Source organism: Ruminococcus albus 7 = DSM 20455 (assembly GCF_000179635.2).
GTDB lineage: Bacteria > Bacillota > Clostridia > Oscillospirales > Ruminococcaceae > Hominimerdicola > Hominimerdicola alba.
The window spans coordinates 309,172-325,746 of record NC_014825.1; the positions used below are offsets into that span (position 1 = coordinate 309,172).

General features: G+C 46.4%; 13 protein-coding genes. 8 read left to right on the forward strand and 5 right to left on the reverse strand.

What is annotated here, in order from left to right; all coding sequences use genetic code 11:
• Positions 1 to 7: 7 nt before the first annotated feature.
• Both hrcA and RUMAL_RS20065 read right to left on the reverse strand, forming a co-directional pair.
• The gene (gene hrcA, locus RUMAL_RS20060; protein ID WP_013483906.1) at positions 8 to 1,021 is read right to left on the reverse strand and encodes a heat-inducible transcriptional repressor HrcA; all 1,014 of its coding nucleotides are present in this window, start codon (positions 1,019 to 1,021) and stop codon (positions 8 to 10) included.
• Positions 1,022 to 1,454: 433 nt separating this feature from the next.
• Positions 1,455 to 1,928, reverse strand: a complete 474-nt coding sequence (locus tag RUMAL_RS20065; RefSeq protein ID WP_013483907.1) for a hypothetical protein — start codon at positions 1,926 to 1,928, stop codon at positions 1,455 to 1,457.
• 309 nt (positions 1,929 to 2,237) lie between these two features.
• Between RUMAL_RS20065 and pyk the strand changes: the two genes are divergently transcribed.
• The 4 genes from pyk (at position 2,238) to RUMAL_RS22210 (ending at position 6,524) form a co-directional block, all read left to right on the forward strand.
• On the forward strand, positions 2,238 to 3,656 hold the full coding sequence (pyk, locus tag RUMAL_RS20070; protein ID WP_013483908.1) for a pyruvate kinase: 1,419 nt from the start codon (positions 2,238 to 2,240) through the stop codon (positions 3,654 to 3,656).
• A 597-nt stretch (positions 3,657 to 4,253) separates the two neighbouring features.
• Positions 4,254 to 5,600 (forward strand): MurT ligase domain-containing protein, encoded by a 1,347-nt coding sequence (locus RUMAL_RS20075; protein ID WP_013483909.1) that lies wholly within the window; start codon positions 4,254 to 4,256, stop codon positions 5,598 to 5,600.
• Positions 5,600 to 6,340 (forward strand): type 1 glutamine amidotransferase, encoded by a 741-nt coding sequence (locus RUMAL_RS20080; RefSeq protein WP_013483910.1) that lies wholly within the window; start codon positions 5,600 to 5,602, stop codon positions 6,338 to 6,340. The genes RUMAL_RS20075 and RUMAL_RS20080 overlap by 1 nt, the downstream gene beginning before the upstream one ends.
• Positions 6,341 to 6,353: 13 nt before the next feature.
• A complete protein-coding gene (locus RUMAL_RS22210) occupies positions 6,354 to 6,524 on the forward strand; it encodes a hypothetical protein (protein ID WP_013483911.1) in 171 nt (56 codons plus the stop codon).
• Between the two features lie 18 nt (positions 6,525 to 6,542).
• On the opposite strand, the gene RUMAL_RS20085 is transcribed toward RUMAL_RS22210, so the two are convergent.
• A complete protein-coding gene (locus RUMAL_RS20085; protein ID WP_013483912.1) occupies positions 6,543 to 8,012 on the reverse strand; it encodes an IS5 family transposase in 1,470 nt (489 codons plus the stop codon).
• Between the two features lie 151 nt (positions 8,013 to 8,163).
• Here RUMAL_RS20085 and RUMAL_RS22215 point away from each other — a divergent pair, with 151 nt between their 5' ends.
• Positions 8,164 to 8,334, forward strand: coding sequence for a hypothetical protein (locus RUMAL_RS22215; protein ID WP_013483913.1), 171 nt, complete (start codon positions 8,164 to 8,166; stop codon positions 8,332 to 8,334).
• A gap of 20 nt (positions 8,335 to 8,354) precedes the next feature.
• Positions 8,355 to 9,077: an endonuclease V gene (locus tag RUMAL_RS20095; protein ID WP_013483914.1), complete on the forward strand. Its 723-nt coding sequence runs from the start codon at positions 8,355 to 8,357 to the stop codon at positions 9,075 to 9,077.
• Positions 9,078 to 9,157: 80 nt separating this feature from the next.
• Here the strand turns inward: RUMAL_RS20095 and RUMAL_RS20100 are convergent, their stop codons facing one another.
• Positions 9,158 to 10,153 carry a LacI family DNA-binding transcriptional regulator gene (locus RUMAL_RS20100; RefSeq protein WP_013483915.1) on the reverse strand — a complete coding sequence of 332 codons (996 nt, stop codon included), beginning with the start codon at positions 10,151 to 10,153 and terminating at the stop codon, positions 9,158 to 9,160.
• Between the two features lie 83 nt (positions 10,154 to 10,236).
• Positions 10,237 to 10,923 (reverse strand): SOS response-associated peptidase, encoded by a 687-nt coding sequence (locus tag RUMAL_RS20105; protein ID WP_013483916.1) that lies wholly within the window; start codon positions 10,921 to 10,923, stop codon positions 10,237 to 10,239.
• A gap of 460 nt (positions 10,924 to 11,383) precedes the next feature.
• Here RUMAL_RS20105 and RUMAL_RS20110 point away from each other — a divergent pair, with 460 nt between their 5' ends.
• Together RUMAL_RS20110 and RUMAL_RS20115 are read left to right on the forward strand one after the other, a co-directional pair.
• Positions 11,384 to 15,007 (forward strand): clostripain-related cysteine peptidase, encoded by a 3,624-nt coding sequence (locus RUMAL_RS20110; RefSeq protein WP_013483917.1) that lies wholly within the window; start codon positions 11,384 to 11,386, stop codon positions 15,005 to 15,007.
• 140 nt (positions 15,008 to 15,147) lie between these two features.
• Entirely contained in the window at positions 15,148 to 16,515 is a 1,368-nt protein-coding gene (locus tag RUMAL_RS20115) for a TrpB-like pyridoxal phosphate-dependent enzyme (protein WP_013483918.1), read from the forward strand.
• The last annotated feature ends 60 nt before the right edge of the window (positions 16,516 to 16,575 follow it).

A 16,575-nucleotide genomic window follows, 5' to 3' on the forward strand; every position in this document is an offset into this window, starting at 1 on the left:
GCCTTTCCTATTTGTCATCATTATCATCCTTCTCGGATATCAGGTCTGTTATCCTAGAAGTGAAGTACTCAAGATATGGTATGAATTTTGCGTAATCTATCCTCATGGGGCCTATAAGTCCCAGCGCACCTGCCATTTGTCCGTCCTTTGAGAACGGTGCGGTTATCATCGAGGAATTGTGTATCACAAAGCCGTCCGTTTCAGGTGAGAACTTTACGTTCAGTCCTGAGAACGTGCCGTCAATGAAAGCCATGAGTTCCTTTTCATTATCAAGGAAAGATATTATCTCGCCCTGATCAAGATCCTTGCAGGTCAGCAGATTCTTCTGTCCTTTAAGGCTCACGCTCCTATCCAGCTCCTTTGTCATTTTAAGAAGCTCGGACACCAGCGGAGAAAGGGTCATCATGTAAGCGCCCATAGCCTCAGTGAGTTTTTCCATATTCGCATCGGATATCTCACTTATGGGAACACCGCTCAGGTTCTGCTTGACGAAGTTATCAAAGAACTCCAGCTGTTCATGTGTAAGGTCGAATTCCAGCCTGCACACCTTGTTCTTGATCTCGCCGTTCGAGGTTATCATAAGTATGACGTACATCCTCTTGCCTGTGGGTATTACCTCCACCTTGGATATCAGCGAGAACTTAGGTGTTGAGTTTGCCACAACCGTAGCACACTTTGTAAGCTCAGCCAGCGCAAGTGAAGCGCTCTCCACCAGATCCTTCTCCGTTACGAAATCATCGGGCAGCATACTGTCGAGCTTTGTCTTTTCTTCCTCACTCAGAGGATCCTGTTCCATCAGCTTATCGACGTACAGCCTGTATCCCTTGTAGGTGGGCACACGTCCTGCCGATGTATGTGGCTGTTCAAGATAGCCCTGCTTTTCAAGCTCTGCCATCTCATTTCGTATGGTAGCGGAGGATGCCTTGACATGAGCCATTATCGCCTTTGAGCCAACAGGCTCACCCGATACTATATATTCATCTACCACCGCAGATAATATTTTAAGTTTTCTGTCGTCCATCAGCTCACCGCCTTGCTTGCCCGTATCCGCGTGATTAGCACTCGCGGCTTTCGGGTGTTAGCACTCATTCTCTTTGAGTGCTAAGTATAGTTTAAACCTTTTTCTCCATTTTGTCAAGACCTTTGGGAATTTATTTTCACCAAACTTGTAAAATGCTCAGGGAGCATATTGTACACATTAAACAATTCATCACACTATATATTATATCCCGACAAAAAAAGACTGCCGAGATGATCGGCAGCCTCTCAAAGGGGTATGAGTTTTGAAAGCATGAACTATCCGGATCCAAAACTTTCAAACAGTTATATAATATACTATTTTACAGGTTTTGTCAAGCCATCAGGAATAATTTCCCCCCTTACCGCATACCACAGGAAAACCTGAAATAAAAAGGGCTGCCGAAATTAACGACAGCCTATTTATCATATATTATTCATTTTCTTCCCTCGGGTGGTCTGCCGGTGATGCCGTACTTTTTAAGTATCATCCGCATATAATTATCCCCAACAAGGAAAACGATCAGGTAAGCCACGATAAAGCTTATCACCATAGACTTTCCCCACATTATTATATAAGGAGGTCTGTGTGCTATGGGGATCTTGAAGAAGTTTATGGTCACCATTGCTGTGGTTATAACAGGCGTATAGATAAGGTCTGATACAAAGCTGCCTACCGTTCTGCGACCCATAGGGCTTTTCACACCGACTTTTTCGCACGCACTGTCTTCCGCCTTCTTTATTGGTACGATACATCCTATAACAAGGCTTATCACCAGGCTTTCAAGAAAGCTTACAAGAAATGCCGCAGGTGTGAAGCTCCCCGAAGTGAAGGTGCCAACAAATGACAGGCAAAGGCTAAGGGTGACACCCATCATTATACTCATACTCATCTTTATCTTTTTTTCCATCGATCGTTCCCCCAATTTATCATACAGATAAAATACTATCTAATAATATTACATTTTTTTTACATAAAGTCAAGCGTATTTTTATTTTTCGTTTATTTTGACAATTTTTGACCAATACTTCAATGCGTTTTGACCAAAAATTCGCTTGACTTTTTTGGTGATATATTGTATAATGAATTTGATTTTTAAATTTTACCGATCATGCAAATGCTGTTTCATAATATTGCATCGTTTCGGAAAAAGGCCAACAATACCGATCTCCGCAGCCATGCGGCAGTGTTTGTTTTTTATTGACAGGAGTCTGATAATATGCGTAAAACCAAGATAGTATGCACCATAGGTCCCGCTACGGATGACGAGAACATCCTCAGGGATATGATGAAGAACGGCATGGATGTTGCCCGTTTCAATTTTTCACATTCCGAGCATTCCATTCACCAGCAGAGATTTGAGACCATAACCCGTCTGCGCGACGAAATGGGACTTAATATAGCCACACTGATGGACACAAAGGGTCCTGAGATAAGGCTCAGGGATTTCAAGGATCACAAGCCTGTGACGATCAATGACGGCGATATGTTCACCCTGACCACAAGAGATGTGGAAGGCGACAATACTATCTGTTCCATAACCTTCCCAAAACTGCCCCAGGATATCACCACAGGCACAAGGATACTCATAAACGACGGTGTGATCGAGCTGAAAGCCGTTAAGATAGATTCCACAGATATACAGTGCGAGGTCATACACGGCGGCGTGGTATCAGACCACAAGGGTATCAACGTACCGGGAGTTAAGCTTTCAATGCCCTATATATCCGATGCGGATATGGCTGACCTTGCCTTCGGTGCGAAGATGGGCTTTGATTTCATCGCGGCATCATTCGTAAGGACCGGTGCTGACGTTACATATCTGAGAAAATTCACCCAGAGTCTCGGCTGGTTCAATCCGAGGATAATCGCAAAGATAGAGAACGCCGAGGGTGTTGAGAACATTGACGAGATACTTGAAGCCGCTGACGGCATAATGGTAGCAAGAGGCGACATGGGTGTTGAGATACCTTTCGAGAATATACCTGCAATACAGAAAGAGCTTATACACAAGGCTTACAATGCAGGCAAGCAGGTCATCACTGCAACACAGATGCTGGAATCCATGATAAACAATCCCAGACCTACACGTGCGGAGATAACCGACGTAGCAAATGCTATATATGACGGAACTTCGGCAATAATGCTCTCGGGTGAGACAGCAGCAGGCAAATATCCTGTTGAGGTAGTAAAGACCATGAGCCTTATAGCTGAGACCACCGAGGGAGATATCGACTACGTGCGCCGTTTCCAGAAGCGTGATGATATCGACCACCCCAGTATAACAGACGCTATCTGCCACGCTACAGTCACCACAGCCCACGACCTTAAAGCGGCTGCCATACTGACAGTTACCAAGAGTGGTGCTACAGCACGTATACTTTCAAAGTACAGACCCGATTGTCCCATAATAGGACTGACCACTGACTCCGTTACCTGCCACCAGATGAATATGTCATGGGGCGTTCTTCCGGGTCTTGTTGATGAAATGGACAACACCGATGAGCTTATCTCCCGCGCCATAAGAGTCGCACTGGAAAAGGGCTACATCAAGGAAGGTGACCTGGTAGTAATCACAGCAGGAGTACCCCTCGGTATAAGCGGCACAACCAACCTGATGAAAGTAGAACGCGCCTAGCCCTCGCGCGGGCACGCAACACGTCACTTACAAAGCTAGTACGGTAAGTTTGTTTCTCGGTGCCCTTTGAAGCTTGCAAACAAACACAGCTGCCCTAGCCAGGGTCGCCGACACGTCACCAACATTGTTATGACGGGCAGTATGTTTCTCGGTGCCCTTTGAAGCTCGCAAACAAACACAGCTGCCCTAGCCCGGGGCGCCGACACGTCACCAACATTGTTATGACGGGCAGTTTGTTTCTCGGTAGCCTTTTAAGCTTTGAGATCAATCGCAGCTGTCATCGTGCGGACGTTCCCACAGCAGGAGTAAAAGAATACAAGTAAACTGCCAATGAAGCAGAGTGCGCTGTCGAGCCAAACCTTTAGCTTCATTGGCAGTTTTGCATCTGTCTCATCCTGACAGCAGATATCCTGTTGCAGGATTCAGGGTTGACATTTCTGCTGTTTTGTTATATTATAGTATAGGTCTGCCGATTCAGGAGTGTACAGCTTTGTTCCACAGGCAGACAAAGACGGCGTGATTACAGCTGTACACGGACGGCTGATACATTTATCCGTTCTTCACCGCCGTACTATATTTATTATTGGAGTACGTATAATGAGTTTGAAAAATACGCTGACCATCTGGTTCGGCAAATTAATGGTCAAAACACTTCGCCTGCTTGGCAGGGATGCAGGCAACGCGCCGGGTCTTGTACTGTGGGAGCTGAATAAGGACTGCCTGAAAGCCTTCAAGGTTGACTGCCCCATAATCGCGGTAACAGGCACTAACGGCAAGACTTCGGTCACAAACTACCTGAACCACATCTTTGAAAGCACAGGCAAAAAAATAATCACAAATAAACAGGGTAATAATCTGGACACAGGCATAACTTCCCTGCTTTTGCAGAACTGTGATATGAAAGGCAGAGTAAAGGCAGATTATCTTGTGCTTGAAGTTGACGAGAGCCATGTGCCCGTCATATTCTCCAAGATGAAGCTTGAGACCCTGGTACTGCTGAACTTCTTCCGTGACCAGCTGGACAGGAACGGTGAAGTGGAAACGCTTATACTCAAGGTTAAGAAATTCCTTGAAACTTACGAGGGCAACGTGGTACTCAATGCCGATGACCCAAACGTTTCCCGTCTTGGACTTGCAAACCCGAACAACAAGAATATCTACTATTTCAGTGTTGACCGCTATGCAGGTGCTACCGATAAGCCCTACGAAGTGGGTGAGGGTAAGTTCTGTCCTTCCTGCGGGACCGAGCTTGTGTATGACTACTATCAGTATTCACACGTCGGAAAGTTCCGCTGCCCCAAATGCGGATTCGGTGATGTAAAACCGTATATGACTGCAAAGAACGTTAAGCTGGACGTGCCCTCTGTTGAATTCGAGGGTGAGGAGTACAAGATCTCACACAACAGCATATACTACGTTTACAATCTCTCGGCTGTATACACAGCAGCCAGCCTTTACAACTTTGATAAAAAGGTGCTTCACGAAACCTTTGAGAAGTTTGAAGTAAACAACGGCAGACTTGAAAAGTTCAGCGTGGACGGCAGTGAGCTGCTGGTAAACCTTGCCAAGAATCCTGTTGGCGCCAATATGACACTGAGAGTTATGAACGAGCACAACGACGATAAGGAGCTGCTTTTTGTCCTCAACGATAACCTTGCCGACGGTCATGACGTATCGTGGATATGGGATATAAATTTCTCGGTATTCAAGGATGTTTCGAGAGTTGTCACAAGCGGCACAAGGGCATACGATATCGCAATAAGGATAAAATGCTCGGGCTACGACCCCGATAAGATAGTTGTCAGACCCGATCTTGATGATGCTATGGACGAGTTCTTCAAAAACAAGGGCTGCAAGTATGCCATAGCAAATTATACCGCCATACAGCCCACACGTGCGGCTATAAAGCGATACAAAGCAAAAGCGGAAGGAGGTCAGGGATAATGGAAAAGCTGAAGATACTGCATATGTACCCTGCCATGCTGGACCTTTACGGTGACAGCGGAAATGTTGAGATACTTTCCTACCGATGCAGGATGCGCGGCATAGAAACAGAAGTGATAAAACACGATCTCGGTGACAGGGACACTGATTTTTCGGGCGTTGATATAGTATACCTGGGCGGCGGTGCCGACTTTGAACAGCAGCTGCTTGCTGATGATCTGCTGGGACTTAAAGATGAGATACGCAAAGCTTACGAAAGCGGAGTATACTTCCTGATGATATGCGGCGGCTACCAGCTTATGGGACAATACTACAAGGACTCCAACGGCAAGAAGATACCCGGTCTGGGACTATTCGATTATTATACTGCAGCATCCACCAACAAGCGCGAAAGATGCATAGGCAACATAGTGGTCGAAGCTGATCTCAGCGGCGAAAAATACAAGGTCATAGGCTTTGAGAACCACGGCGGACAGACAACTAATGTTACCTCGCCTTTCGGAAAAGTCCTGGCAGGCAACGGCAACGAATTTTCCAGCACCACTGAGGGCTACACCGAGAAAAATGTGACCGCCACCTATCTTCACGGGCCTCTACTTTCCAAGAACCCGAAGCTGGCAGATCACATAATATCCTACTGCATGACAAGAAAGACAGGTACAGACTATGTCCCTGCACCTATAAATGACAAGCTTGAGGAGGACTGCCGCAGTCAGCTGTTTGAAAGACTGCTGAAATAGCAAGGAGTATGCTATGTTCCATTTTTTCAGGAAAAGATCCGCAGATAATGAGCCTGCGCTGAAAAAGCGGATACAGGCTATGAAGTGCCGCAAGATCAATTTTGTGGATGATGATTTTGAGGGCTTGTGCAGAGATATGAAAACAGGCTGCAAGCCGCTTATGCGCCTGAAGCCTGTTAATTAGTCTCTCCTCAACAAGCCTCTAAAATCCACGGCATACCGGCTGGCGATATGAGAAGCGAATATTTATCACTATTTTCCAGAAGCGTAAAAGCATCGCCGCCAGGCGGTCGATGTTCATTGCGATGACGCTGAGAACTATCGATGCTCTTGTTGTGTCTTCTCTTTTTGTGAGCAGCAGACCAAGACCGAATTTGCGCTTTGCAAGACTGAACTTACGCTCCACTTCGATCCTGTCGGTATTATCTTTATATGCTGCCTTCTTTTCAGCCTTGCTGTCGGCGTCATTCTTCGGTCTTCCGAGTTTTTTGCCTGAAATACGTATGCCGTGACCGCTGCAAAACGAGATGTTTTCACGGTTGCGATATATCTGATCAACAAGAACTCGCTCCGGATAATGACCTGTGCGCTGCTTGTAGTTTTCAATTGCTGTTTTCAGAACTGCACTTTCGTTGTAAGCATTAAAGGATAGCTTCTCGATCCTGCACATCCCGGTCTCATCAACTGACAGATCGAGCTTAGCTCCAAACTCAACAGGAGATTTTGCTTTACCTCTTACGATCGGTCGGATGTACGGCTGGCTGATGCTGACAATACGGTCTTCAACAGAATGAGTGTTGCTTTCAAACATATACCGCTGCTGATCGTAAACGGTCATGAGAATATCAAGAAGCTCCTTATCGGAAACGGACAGCACAACGCCGTTGTTTTCGATAAGATTATCGATATATCCAAGGTCACGGCGAATATATTGAAGCTGCTTTTTGATCGCTTTTCTGATCTTTTTCGCACCGCGCTTTCTGCATTTGGCAAGTGCAAGATAGTCTTTTCTTGCCTTTTGATGGTACATTCTCGGTCTGTAAAATCCGTATTTATCGGAGACTCTGCACAGCATATCTTCAAGCTTTTCACGAACTTCATTCAGCAGCTCAATGTCCTGAGGATACTTGATATTCTGCGGCGCACAGGTCGCATCAAGGATCAGTGTGCCAGAGTTTTCAGTTTTTTCTTCGGAATCATTTGCTGGATCTTGCTGATCGGGCTGACCTCCGTTTCCACTCACGTCATCAGAATCGTCATTGTCTTGCTGCGAGTTGTACTCGATGATCATTTCATTGATCTCGTTGAGAACATCCTCCGATAGTCTTTTGCGGAATTCCACGAGAAGCGAAGGTACGAACGGAATCTTATCCTCATATCCGGGCAGCCCGATGAAATACTGGTAGTACGGGTTCTCTCTGATCTGTTCGACGAGTTCTTCGTCCGGATAATGATATTGCTTCTGTATCAACAGCGAACCGAGTGCCATGCGGAGAGGCTTTGCGGGCATACCGGTATGGCTCGGGAACAGCCTGGCATATTCAGCTTCAATTGTTTCCCAAGGGATCATTTCTGCTTTCTTTACCCAGCGGTTATCCGGGTTCATTTGCAAACCAAGCGGTTGATTGAAATCTGTGAATGAAATCTGTTTTTCTTTCTTGAACTTATACATGGCATCCTCCGAAGTGCAAGCTTTTTTCTCGTTTTGATTACTTTTTCTTGCACTTCTATTATACCATATTGGGTTGGATTTGTCGATATTTCGTCGCTTTATTGCTGTGTGAGGAGAGACTAATTATTATGCAATAAAGAACAGCTACATCATGGGTATGCTGTATTCTACCGAAGATTTTTCGGAGAACCATATAGAGCTTCTGCATTTTGAGAACGAACGTCAGACTGGCAAAAGCGATATCTACCCTGTTGACACGGATACAGCAGTAAAGCTGCTGGCTAAAGTCGGCATAATGATAGACCTTAAAAAGTACGGATAATTGTACAGAAAGTGAGAGCCATGAATTTTGAAAACTGTAAGGGTATGTCCGAAGAAGAGATGCAGGAAAAATTCCGCGCCTTTCAGGAAGAACTCAGCAGCAGGATATCCTGTGCGGACAGCTTCCACCTCAGTGATATAAAGACAGTTGCAGGCATCGACCTTGCTTACTGGCAGAATGAGAACGGTGATGAACAGGCAGTATGCTGTATCGTAATAATTGACTTTACAACTCATGAAGTCATAGAAAGACAGCATTTCAGCGGAAAGATAAATGTTCCGTATATGCCGGGATTCCTGGCTTTCAGGGAACTGCCCCTTATACTCGAAACAGTGAAGCTGCTTGAAAATATCCCCGATATCTATATATTTGACGGCAACGGATATCTTCACCCCAGACACATGGGCATAGCTTCTCATGCGTCCTTTTATTTGGACAGACCTACTTTCGGTATAGCAAAGACATATTTCCGCGCTGACAAAAAGACCGACTACACCGAGCCTTCCCCCGAAAGCGGAAGCTTCACCGATATCGTGATAGGCGGCGAGGTCTATGGCAGAGCCCTGAGGACACATACTGGTGTAAGACCTGTTTTCGTATCCGTCGGCAACAATATCTCCCTTGATACCGCCTGCAATATTGCACTGACCCTGACGGATAAGGAGAGCCATATACCCATACCCACAAGGCTTGCCGACCTTGATACCCATGTGATGCGCGAAAAGCTTAGATCACAAAACTGAATAAGAGCAAAAAAAAGCTGAGGACGTTTATTGAAACGCGCTCAGCTTTTTATTTCATTAGCTATATGATCCCGAAATGGTCAGTCCCCTGTGGAAGCCCTCAGTATCACCTTGTGATCCACAGTGTAATATTTATTGTCCTTATGTGAAGAACGGATATTCTCTATCAGCTTGGCGATGACCATTTCACCCATTTTGAAGCAGGGCTGCTCAACAGTTGATACCGTAGGCAGCATCATCTCGCACATGGAGATATTATCAAAGCCCATAACGGAAATATCCTTGCCTGCTGTGATGCCAAGCTCAGCCCCGCGGTGTATCACCGCTATAGCAAGCAGGTCGGAAACACAGAACACAGCATCGGGACGTTTATCCAGCTTAGCGAAATAGTCCATAGCATCAAGTCCGCAGTTATACTCATAGCTGTCACGGTAAACAAGCTCCTCACGGTAGGGTATGCCTGCCTTTTCAAGTGCCATCTTATAGCCGTTCTCACGGGCGGTAGAAGATATCGCCTCAGAATTTGTACCTACAAAAGCTATATCCTTATGACCCTTGCTGATAAGTGTGGTCACAGCATCAAAAGCCGCACTCTCATCATCAACGGCAACCGTCAGCACATCGGCACCCGGTACACCCTCACAGCACAGGGCGATATCGTAATTCTGCGCCAGATGATTCAGCGACTCGGCATCATACATCGTGCCCAGCAGCACTACACCATCGACAGTCCTGTTGAAAAGCATATTCATCTGCCTTGCCTCAGCAGTGGCAGTATTATCAGATACAGCAGTGATAACATCATAGCCGAGCTTTGAAGCGTACCGCTGCATACCTGTAACTATCTTTGAATACAGTGAATGCTCTGAGGTGGGCATTATACAAAGTATAACATTGGTCTCACATTTTCTCAGGTTCCTGCCAAGAAAATTAGGTGAATATTTCAGCTTGCGTATGGCATCGTTGACCTTTTCGGTTGAATCTTCGGAAACATTACAGCTCCCGTTGAGTACTCTTGATACAGTAGCTACCGATACTCCCGCTTCCCTTGCAACGTCCTTTATAGTAGCGCTCATACCACACTCTCCTTTCGTGGTTATCTTTTTATTATTATAGCATATTTTTCTTTGATTGTAAAGACATCGTGAAACAAAATTTGTTATATCTGCATAAATTCCGGTACAGGTTCAGGGTAATCCACAGCCTTTTCCACCACCATTTTAGTAAGGGCTTTTTCCGCGATGCTCTTGGGATCACTGTCAGGGCGCACCCAGTCGCGGAGATCTTCCTTCCTGAAAATAAGGGGCATACGATCATGAATATCCCGCACAGGTGCACAAGCCTCTCTCGTCAGCACCGCAAAAACGGGTACCTTAACGCCCCTGTGCTCCTCAAATCGGTACAGCCCTGCCAGATAGGTTATCTCAGCACCCTCGGGCTGTATGGCATACTTCACCTTTTTTATGTTATTCTGCCCGGCGATGGGACGATAACCGTTTTCCATAGGTGGTATTCCCCATTCGTAGTACCATGAGGCAGGTATTATGCATCTGCGCCTGAACCAGGAATCCTTCCATACACTCTTCAGTTCTGCTGTTTCAACCCGACAGTTTATAAGCGGCTTGGGTGAGGAATCATGTGTGAATCCCCATATCATCGGGTACACAGCCATATCCCCGCGCTTGTTCGGTGCAAACACCGCCGCCATATCCGTGGGACGTATATTCCCGGACATCGCCAGAGGTCGTGCCAGATTGATCATTATGGTCTGCGCAAGCGGATTCTTCTGCGCCTTGGATATTATCGGTGAAAGCGCCGTCTTTTCAGCATAGAACCATGTGCACATGATATCCCCCCTGTCTGACTGATCGTTATATTTATTATACCACATATATTAATATTTTTCAATCGGCTTTACAAAAAAATATATGGTTATCCCGCTGACACCCACAATTGATCGGTGTTATATCGGAACTTGAAATATTTGGCGGGAGGGAAGGATACCTACGACACTATTTTCCCTTGTTATATAGCACTTTGTATTGGTGTGCTAAAGGGATAACCATAAAAATATGGTCTACCCGACAACATCATACCGTTCGGGTATCATCAATTATATAATTAAAACAAAAATTCCAAGTCTTATGTGACAGCATACCGCTATATAGTTGAAATTTATGAGACATCTATTTACAAAACGTCAATATTATGGTAAAATATCTGATGGTGAAGTTTATCAAATAATTTAAGATTTTCGGACATCGCATATACAGAAAATGTCCGAATGAAACAACAGGAGGGTCATGATGAAAAGCAAAAGAATAGTCAGTGCCATAACAGCACTGATGCTCACAGCCTCACTTATGGCAGGCTGCAGCGACAGAGCTGCGGACGAAAGTTCACAGGCAGCAGATACAGCTTCGTCAGCTGCACCGTCGGGTAACAAGGACACTGATAGTGATACCACAGGAGATGAAACAACGTCCGACAGTGAGACTACCGACAGCGAAACGACAGACGATGAAAACGGTTTGAATGTTATAGACCTATCAGGTGAAGGCACCATAGCTGACAACATAAGACTGACTTCCCTTTCCGCTGTTGAAAGAGGTGCATTCAGAGAAACACCTTCAACAAGGATAAACGTAGGTACCTCAGCCAAGGCAAGAAAATGGTCCGATAAAAAGAAAGAGGAAAAGAAAAAGCTGACACTGATGGTATACATGGTCGGTTCTGACCTGGAAAGCAAACAGGCGCAGAAAGCCGCTACCATAGATATCGGTGAGATGATATACAGCGGTCTTGATGACAAGGATGTAAACCTTGTGATATACTGCGGCGGTGCACAGACATGGTGGATACCCGGATATCCGGCAGGCAAGAATGCTTATATAGAGTACAAGTCCAAGGACTCCGATATACAGGGCGACAACGGTGCAGGTATAAATATCTATGAGACAGATAAAAAGAATATGGGCAAGGCTGATACCTTCGGCGCATTCCTCAAAGATGTTCCCGAGAAATATCCTGCAGATGACTATGCACTGATATGCTGGGACCACGGCGGCGGACCGGTGCTTGGCTACGGCAGCGACGAACTGAACGTTGACAGCAAGACGAAACTTGGTGACAGCCTTACCATAGCTGAGATGAAGGACGCACTTGACAAATCCGATTTCAAGAAAAACAAGCTGAAATTCGTGGGCTTTGATGCCTGTGTAATGTCATCGATCGAGATAGCTGACCTCTGGCAGGACTATGCTGAATACCTTGTGGCTTCTGCAGATTCCGAACCTGGCTGCGGCTGGAACTATGAGTTCCTCAAGGATGTAAAGGGCGATACCGATACCACCAAGATATGCAAGGGCATAATAAAGACCTACTTCGATTATCTTTCCAAGATCAGTTCAAGCTGCTATATCTCCGATGCCACCCTCGCAGCCTTTGACCTTTCAAAGACTGACAGCGTAAAGGAAGCTGTCGGCGGTGTATGCAAGGCAATGAACGATGACCTGAAGAACGGTGACAAGAAGTCATACGAGAAGTTCCTTGACGGTGTACACAGCTACGCAAGCTTTGACCTGGCTGACCTGGGTACTATGGTAACTTCCCTTTCGGGCTCTTATGCTGATGAAACAAAGGAGCTGAAAAGTGCCATAAACGATATGGTGATAGACGGCACTACCACTATCAGCAACACCTGCGGAATGTCAGTATATTTCCCGCTTTCAAACAGCACCGCAGATCTGGAGACCAGCCTTATAATACTGAAGATCCTGGGCGGCGGCGACTACATAAAGAACGATCCGCTCAACTCAGATTACCATGCACTGATGAGTACTCTGCTGAGCAATACTGATGTAGATGTGGGAACACCTTCATCAAAGCCAGACAGCAGTTCCTCAAAGAAGGATGAAAAATCATCCTCAAAGGCTGAGTCAAGCTCCTCAAAGAAGGACGAAAAATCATCCTCAAAGGCTGAGTCAAGCTCCTCAAAGAAGGACGAAAAATCATCTTCAAAGGCTGAGTCAAGCTCCTCAAAGAAGGACGAAAAATCATCCTCAAAGGCTGAGTCAAGTTCCTCAAAGAAGGATGAAAAGTCGTCCTCAAAGGCTGAGTCAAGTTCCTCAAAGAAGGATGAAAGCTCATCAAAGCCCGATAACAACGGAAACTCATCTGCATCGGCATCCGCACTCGATAAGCTGGATCTGACAGTGGTTGAAAAGGGTGCAAAGTCCTCCGATAAGGAATTCAAGGACGACGGCTGTGCCTACTCAAAACTGCCCAAGGAAGAACTTGCCAATATCCGCGGCGTTTACTACACAGTACTCAAAAACGTGTCCATGGACGAAAAGAAAAAGAGCTGGGCACCTTATGTACTTTATATACCTGCCGAGGTGGATAACAAAGGCATAGCAAAAATGGATCTCGACCCGACCATCATCGGCGTTGTTACCGATAAGGATGCAGAGCCTAATATCTGTCTTACCAAGTATCTGGGTGACGGAAATTACCGTTCATCCGGTACACTCAGTTCTACCCGTGATCTTGCCGATGAGTATCTCAGAGTAAATATACAGTCTCACGTTGACGAAAAAGGCAATTCAGCTATCACAGGCGTTACCTCAAATCAGAACACAGACAGCGGCGTACCTATAGCTTCCAAGGACGATATCGACCTTAACGAGTGGCTGTCATTCAGTTCACCTGTCACAGGCTATGCACCCGATCCCAAGAACCCCCGCAAGCATTTCAGCGAGGGTACTGCCGATACGCTCGGCGCTGCATTCAGCCTTCTTGGCGATAACTTCGATGTCAAAGCCTGCAAGCCCTCTGATATACCGGGCGAATACGCAATACAGATGAGCGTGTTCACCATCGACGGCAAAGAGTACTGCAGCAACATCGGCAGCTGGAACATAAAGGACGGAAACACTGAAAAGCTGAAAGAAGCAAAGGTGGATAAGGGCGTACTTAAATTTGCCGTACACGATGACTACGCTGAACTTGTAAAGTTCGAGAAATCAGGAAAGGAGGAGCCCAAAAAGCTCACCGTTCCCGACAAGTTTGAAGGCAAGAAGGTAACAACTGTCCGCGACGGTGCGTTCTCAGGCACAAGCCCCGAGGAGATAGTATTCCCCGACAGCGTTGAGTACATAGGCTATCTTTCTTCGGGTTCTTCCGCAACAAAGAAAGTAACTCTCCCCAAAAAGCTCAAGAGCATACCCGATGAGATGTTCAGCTATTATACTGAACTTGAAAGTATCGAGATACCGTCCACAGTAGAGAGCATCGGCGCTTTCGCTTTTGAAAACTCAGGTCTGAAGGAAATAACTATACCAAAGGGCGTAACCTATATCGGTGACGGTGCATTCAAGGAGTGCGGTTCGCTCGACAAGATAACCATTGAAAGCGGCTCCAAGAACTACATCGCAGAGGATAATGTTCTCTACACCGCAGGCAAGAAAAAGCTGCTGGCATTTACAGGACGTAAACACAAGGAATTCACTGTACCCGAGGGCGTCACCGAGATAAACAGATATGCCTTTGCAGGCAGCTTTGAACAGGGGCTGTCCTTCGGAAATGTCAGCGGAGATTCTGACGGTCTTACAAAGATCAGTTTCCCCAAGACCCTTGTAAAGATAGGTGACTTTGCTTTTGAAGGCTGCACAGGCTTCAGCGAGATCATTCTCCCCGACAGCCTTGAATACCTGGGTACAGGCGCATTCGGTCATGCTTTCATACAGTCATCGGAGACCGAACTGGCTGTGCTGAAACTTGGTCCCAATTTAAAGAGGATACGTTCTTTTGCAATCTCGGGCTACAAGATCAAAAAGTTAGAGGTAGACAAAAAGAACACCTGCTTCAGGACCGACGGCAAGAAACTTACAAGTATCGACGGATCGGTGGAAATAAAGCTCACCAAATAACGATAAACAGCGTAACAGGGCTCATGCAGCAGCATGAGCCCCTCTGTTTTATGTAGTTAAAAGTCTTGACAATATCGCTTTAGTGTGGTATAATATTAATACTTTATAGTTTTTTAGCAACGAAAGGAGTTTTTTGTATAATGGCAACCAATATACCTTACAAAACTTATCTCGAAGAAAGTGAAATGCCAAAGCAGTGGTATAATGTCAGAGCTGATATGAAGAACAAGCCTGCTCCCCTGCTCAATCCCCAGACCCTCAAACCCATGACCGCAGAGGAACTGGGCGTAGTATTCTGTGATGAACTGGTACAGCAGGAACTGAACACCACTGATGCTTACATAGATATCCCCGAGGAGATACGCGAGTTCTATAAGATGTACAGACCCTCACCTCTGGTAAGGGCTTACTGCCTTGAAAAAGCTCTGGGTACTCCCGCAAAGATATACTACAAGTTCGAGGGCAACAACACCTCCGGCAGCCACAAGCTCAACAGTGCTATCGCTCAGGCTTACTATGCAAAGAAGCAGGGTCTGAAGGGCGTGACCACAGAAACAGGAGCAGGTCAGTGGGGTACTGCGCTTTCAATGGCTTGTTCATATTTTGACCTGGACTGCAAAGTGTTCATGGTAAAGGTAAGCTATGAGCAGAAGCCTTTCCGCCGTGAGGTAATGCGTACCTACGGTGCTTCCGTAACACCTTCACCCTCTGAGACCACCAACGTAGGCAAGAAGATACTTGCTGAACACCCCGGCACTTCGGGAAGCCTTGGCTGCGCTATTTCCGAGGCAGTAGAAGTTGCTGTCGGCACTGAGGGCTACCGTTACGTACTGGGCTCCGTACTCAATCAGGTACTGCTGCACCAGTCGGTTATCGGTCTGGAGAGCAAGGCTGCTTTTGAGAAGCTGGGCGTTAAGCCTGATATCATCATCGGCTGCGCAGGCGGCGGCTCCAATCTCGGCGGACTTATCGCGCCTTTCATGGGTCAGAAGCTCCGCGGCGAAGCTGACTACCGTTTCATAGCAGTTGAACCTGCATCCTGCCCCAGCCTTACACGCGGCAAGTACGCTTATGACTACTGCGATACAGGTATGGTTTGCCCCCTTGCTAAGATGTACACTCTGGGCAGCGGTTTCATACCCTCTGCAAACCACGCAGGCGGTCTGAGATATCACGGCATGAGCAGCACACTTTCTCAGCTGTATGATGACAAGCTGATGGAGGCTGTAAGCGTTGAGCAGACTAAGGTATTTGAGGCTGCACAGCAGTTTGCACGTGTTGAGGGAATACTCCCCGCACCCGAATCCAGCCACGCTATCCGCGTAGCTATCGACGAAGCACTCAAGTGCAAGGAAACCGGTGAGGAAAAGACCATCTTCTTCGGTCTTACAGGTACAGGCTACTTCGATATGGTGGCTTACCAGAAGTTCAATGACGGTCTGATGACCGACTATATACCCACCGATGATGATCTGGCAAAGGGCTTTGCAGGTCTGCCTAAGGTATAATAAATAATAAACATCGTGCGCTCACGGTCTTTCCGCGGGCGCACATTTTGTTTAATCAGC

Coding starts and splice junctions, on each gene's coding strand:
- hrcA (WP_013483906.1), bottom strand. CDS start 1,021: ATGGACGACAGAAAACTTAAAATATTATCTGCGGTGGTAGATGAATAT.
- RUMAL_RS20065 (WP_013483907.1), bottom strand. CDS start 1,928: ATGGAAAAAAAGATAAAGATGAGTATGAGTATAATGATGGGTGTCACC.
- pyk (WP_013483908.1), top strand. CDS start 2,238: ATGCGTAAAACCAAGATAGTATGCACCATAGGTCCCGCTACGGATGAC.
- RUMAL_RS20075 (WP_013483909.1), top strand. CDS start 4,254: ATGAGTTTGAAAAATACGCTGACCATCTGGTTCGGCAAATTAATGGTC.
- RUMAL_RS20080 (WP_013483910.1), top strand. CDS start 5,600: ATGGAAAAGCTGAAGATACTGCATATGTACCCTGCCATGCTGGACCTT.
- RUMAL_RS22210 (WP_013483911.1), top strand. CDS start 6,354: ATGTTCCATTTTTTCAGGAAAAGATCCGCAGATAATGAGCCTGCGCTG.
- RUMAL_RS20085 (WP_013483912.1), bottom strand. CDS start 8,012: ATGTATAAGTTCAAGAAAGAAAAACAGATTTCATTCACAGATTTCAAT.
- RUMAL_RS22215 (WP_013483913.1), top strand. CDS start 8,164: ATGGGTATGCTGTATTCTACCGAAGATTTTTCGGAGAACCATATAGAG.
- RUMAL_RS20095 (WP_013483914.1), top strand. CDS start 8,355: ATGAATTTTGAAAACTGTAAGGGTATGTCCGAAGAAGAGATGCAGGAA.
- RUMAL_RS20100 (WP_013483915.1), bottom strand. CDS start 10,153: ATGAGCGCTACTATAAAGGACGTTGCAAGGGAAGCGGGAGTATCGGTA.
- RUMAL_RS20105 (WP_013483916.1), bottom strand. CDS start 10,923: ATGTGCACATGGTTCTATGCTGAAAAGACGGCGCTTTCACCGATAATA.
- RUMAL_RS20110 (WP_013483917.1), top strand. CDS start 11,384: ATGAAAAGCAAAAGAATAGTCAGTGCCATAACAGCACTGATGCTCACA.
- RUMAL_RS20115 (WP_013483918.1), top strand. CDS start 15,148: ATGGCAACCAATATACCTTACAAAACTTATCTCGAAGAAAGTGAAATG.